Source organism: Ramlibacter sp. (assembly GCF_050250995.1).
Taxonomy (GTDB): domain Bacteria; phylum Pseudomonadota; class Gammaproteobacteria; order Burkholderiales; family Burkholderiaceae_C; genus Ramlibacter.
Genome location: NZ_JBFWNP010000102.1, coordinates 1 through 3367 on the forward strand (window position 1 = coordinate 1; position 3367 = coordinate 3367).

General features: G+C 69.1%; 5 protein-coding genes. 1 reads left to right on the forward strand and 4 read right to left on the reverse strand.

Annotation, left to right across the window (positions count from 1 at the left end; translation table 11 throughout):
* The 4 genes from AB7E83_RS28040 to AB7E83_RS28055 form a co-directional block, all read right to left on the reverse strand.
* On the reverse strand, nt 1-786 hold a 786-nt coding region (locus AB7E83_RS28040; protein WP_428574814.1), incomplete at its 3' end, for a beta-ketoacyl-ACP synthase III.
* Nucleotides 783-1802 carry a phosphate acyltransferase PlsX gene (gene plsX, locus AB7E83_RS28045; RefSeq protein WP_428574820.1) on the reverse strand — a complete coding sequence of 340 codons (1020 nt, stop codon included), beginning with the start codon at nt 1800-1802 and terminating at the stop codon, nt 783-785. The genes AB7E83_RS28040 and plsX, both read right to left, overlap by 4 nt.
* Before the next feature lie 5 nt (nt 1803-1807).
* Entirely contained in the window at nt 1808-1987 is a 180-nt protein-coding gene (gene rpmF / locus AB7E83_RS28050; RefSeq protein ID WP_428574816.1) for a 50S ribosomal protein L32, read from the reverse strand.
* A 33-nt stretch (nt 1988-2020) separates the two neighbouring features.
* Entirely contained in the window at nt 2021-2536 is a 516-nt protein-coding gene (locus tag AB7E83_RS28055; RefSeq protein ID WP_428574817.1) for a YceD family protein, read from the reverse strand.
* Nucleotides 2537-2605: 69 nt separating this feature from the next.
* Here AB7E83_RS28055 and AB7E83_RS28060 point away from each other — a divergent pair, with 69 nt between their 5' ends.
* Nucleotides 2606-3193, forward strand: a complete 588-nt coding sequence (locus AB7E83_RS28060; protein WP_428574818.1) for a Maf family protein — start codon at nt 2606-2608, stop codon at nt 3191-3193.
* Nucleotides 3194-3367: the final 174 nt, after the last annotated feature.

Below are 3367 nucleotides of genomic sequence, written 5' to 3' on the forward strand. Positions count from 1 at the left end.
GAGCTTGCGCGCGGTCGCGTCGAGAATGCGCACGTTCGCCTGGTGCGGGATGAGCCAGTCCACGTCATGCATCTTCATCCCGGCGGCCTCGACGACCTCGCGCGCGGCCTCCTCCAGGACGCGCACGGCGAACTTGAAGACGCCCTGGCCGTTCATCTGAAGGAACGGCGAGCCGGCGATGACGCCGCGGTTGACGTTGCCGGGCACGCACAGCAGGCCGACCTGGCTGCCGTCGGCGTGCAGCACGTTCGCGTGAAGGCCCGGCTCGGCGGACGCGGCGAGGACGACGGCGCCCGCGCCGTCGCCGAACAGCACGCACGTGCCGCGGTCGTTCCAGTCCAGGATGCGCGAGAAGACCTCCGCCCCCACGACGAGCGCGCGCTTGTACTGTCCCGAGCGGATGAAGGTGTCCGCGGTGGCGAGCGCGTAGACGAATCCGGTGCATACGGCCTGCACGTCGAACGCCGCGCAGCCTTTCACGCCGAGCTTTGCCTGCAGCAGGCAGGCGGTGCTGGGGAAGATGTAGTCCGGGGTGGAAGTCGCGACGATGATGAGGTCGAGCTCCTGCGCGCCTACGCCGGCTGCGGCGAGCGCCGCGCGGCTCGCTTCCAGAGCAAGGTCGCTCGAGCCCTGCGTCTCGCCCGCGATGTGGCGCTGGACGATGCCTGTGCGCTCGCGGATCCAGGCATCGCTGGTGTCCAGGCGCGCGGCGAACTCGTCGTTCTTCATGACGCGCGGCGGCAGGTAGCTTCCGGTGCCGACGATTCTCGAGTACCCCCCGCTCATGGGAGCGCCGCCTCCGGCAGCGCCGCCATGCGCTCGGCGATGCGCTTCGGCACGGCGTTGCGCACTTCCTCGAGCGCGTTCTCCAGCGCGTGCGCGAAGGCGGGGACGTCGGCCGACCCGTGGCTCTTCACGACGATCCCCTGCAGGCCCACGAGGCTCGCGCCGTTGTAGCGGCCCGGGTCCATGCGAGCGCGCAGCGCGTTTCGCACCGGCGTCGCGAGCCATGCGACCAGCATGCGCCACGGATTGCGCGTGAACTCCTGGCGCAGGAAGCCCACGATCATGTGCGCCACGCCCTCGGACGCCTTGAGCAGCACGTTGCCCACGAAGCCGTCGCACACGACGACGTCCGTCGTCCCCTTGTAGATGTCGTCGCCTTCCACGTTGCCGAAGAAATTGAGGCCGCTCGCGCGCAGCAGCTCTGCGGCGCGCTTGACCGTGTCGTTGCCCTTGATGTCCTCCACGCCGATGTTGAGCAGGCCCACGCTCGGGCGCTCCTTGTGCTCCACGGCGGCCACCAGCATGGCGCCCATCACGCCGAACTGCATCAGCTGCTCCGCCGTGCAGTCCACGTTCGCGCCGAGGTCCAGCACGTAGGTGAAGCCGCCTTTCATGTTGGGCAGCACCGTCGCGATCGCGGGCCGGTCGATTCCGGGAAGGGTCTTGAGGACGAAGCGCGAGATCGCCATGAGCGCGCCCGTGTTGCCCGCGCTCACGCACGCGTGCGCCTCGCCGCGCTTCACCAGGTCGATCGCCAGGCGCATGGACGAGGCCTTCTTGTACCGCAGCGCCTGCGCCGGCGGCTCGTCCATGCCCACCACCTCGCTTGCGTGGTGCACGCGCAGGTTCGGCCCGGGCGAGCGCCCGCGCGCGGCGAGCTCCGCTTCCACGGCTTCGCGGGCGCCGACGAGCACGACGGCCACGTCCTGCGCCCTCGACTGGAACTCCAGGGCGGCCGGGACCGTGACGCGGGGGCCGTGATCGCCCCCCATGCAATCAACGGCTACGGTAACCAGCGCAGTTACTCGTCTTTGGTCTTGACGACCTTCTTGCCGCGGTAGAACCCCGTCGGGCTCACGTGATGGCGCAAATGCGTCTCGCCGCTGGTGGGCTCGACGGCGAGCGCCGGGTTGCCCAGATGGTCGTGCGCGCGGTGCATGCCGCGGCGCGACGGCGATTTCTTGTTCTGCTGAACGGCCATTTCACTACTCCTTTCGTCGATTCCTTGCTGCGTTCAATGCCTGCTCTGCAACAGCCCCCGCAATTCCGCGAAGGGCGACGCTTTCCCTTCCTCGTCCATCCCCGAAGCCCCTACGCAGCGCTCGTGGCGCGGCGCAAACGGCACGGCGAGGAGCAATTCATCCTCGACCAGCTCGCGCACCGGCATCTGCTTTCCCGCCAGCACCCGGTCCGGGGCGCTGGTGTCCTTCGGGTCCGCGTCGATGTCCGCCTGCGTCGCCGCCAGCACCAGCATGCCTTCGTGCCGCACCTCGAACGCCATCGGCTCCAGGCAGCGCTGGCAACGCAGCTGCAGCGTTCCGCTCAGGCGCAGACCCAGGCTCGGCCGCCCGCGCGCGTCGAGCAGACCGCGCAACGTGTAAGCGACTTCCCCGGCATCGGAGGCGAGCAGGTCTCGCAGCCGGGGAAACGCACTTGCCGGGAACGCGCCCTGCTGAGTTGCGCCGGCCGACGCGAACTGGAAGCCGTCGATGACCGGCTGGTGCGACATAAAGGCGGCGGATGATATCATCATTGGAAAAATCCCGTCAAAACAAAGTCATGCTTTGATTTTCATGCCTGATTCCCATGCCTGAATGCCATGCCTGAGCCCCGGCGCCTCGTCCTCGCCTCCACGTCCCCGTACCGGGCGCAGCTTCTGCAGCGCCTGGGCCTGCCGTTCGAGACCGCAGCGCCGGACTTCGACGAAGCGCCGCTCGAAGACGAAGCGCCCGCTGCGACGGCGCTGCGCCTGTCGGTCGGCAAGGCGGAGGCGGTCGCGGCGCGCTTCCAGGATGCGCTCGTGATCGGCTCGGACCAGGTCGCCTGGGGCGGGGCCGGCCGGCTGGACAAGCCCGGAACCCACGAGGCCGCGGTCCGCCAGCTTCGGTCGATGAGCGGGAGATGCGCCCGTTTCCATACCGCGGTTTCGCTCCTCGATGCGCGCGGCGGGGACCTGCAGTCGCGCGTCGTCGAGTGCAAGGTGTTCTTCCGCGTTCTCGACGAGCGGCGCATCGAGGCCTATCTCCGCCGCGAGCAGCCGTATGACTGCGCCGGCAGCGCGAAGGCCGAAGGGCTCGGCATCGCGCTCATCGAGCGCATCGACACCACGGATCCCACCTCGCTTATCGGCCTGCCTCTCATCGCGCTCACGGAGATGCTCGAGCGCGCGGGCATGCCCGTCATTTGATCCTTTACGCCATCCCCGCGCCGCTCGGCGGGACGCCCGGGGCCGCCCTCCCGCAGCCGGCGCTTGAGATCGTGCGCGGCCTTGCCGACTTCGTGGTGGAAAACCCGAAGGGCGCACGAGCGTTCCTTTCGGCGGTCGGAATGCCGCGCCCGATCCGCGAGCTCTCGCTCGCCA

Excerpts from the sequence above, each read along its gene's own strand:
- AB7E83_RS28060 (WP_428574818.1), top strand. The coding sequence starts at position 2,606 with ATGCCTGAGCCCCGGCGCCTCGTCCTCGCCTCCACGTCCCCGTACCGG.
- AB7E83_RS28055 (WP_428574817.1), bottom strand. The coding sequence starts at position 2,536 with ATGATATCATCCGCCGCCTTTATGTCGCACCAGCCGGTCATCGACGGC.
- rpmF (WP_428574816.1), bottom strand. The coding sequence starts at position 1,987 with ATGGCCGTTCAGCAGAACAAGAAATCGCCGTCGCGCCGCGGCATGCAC.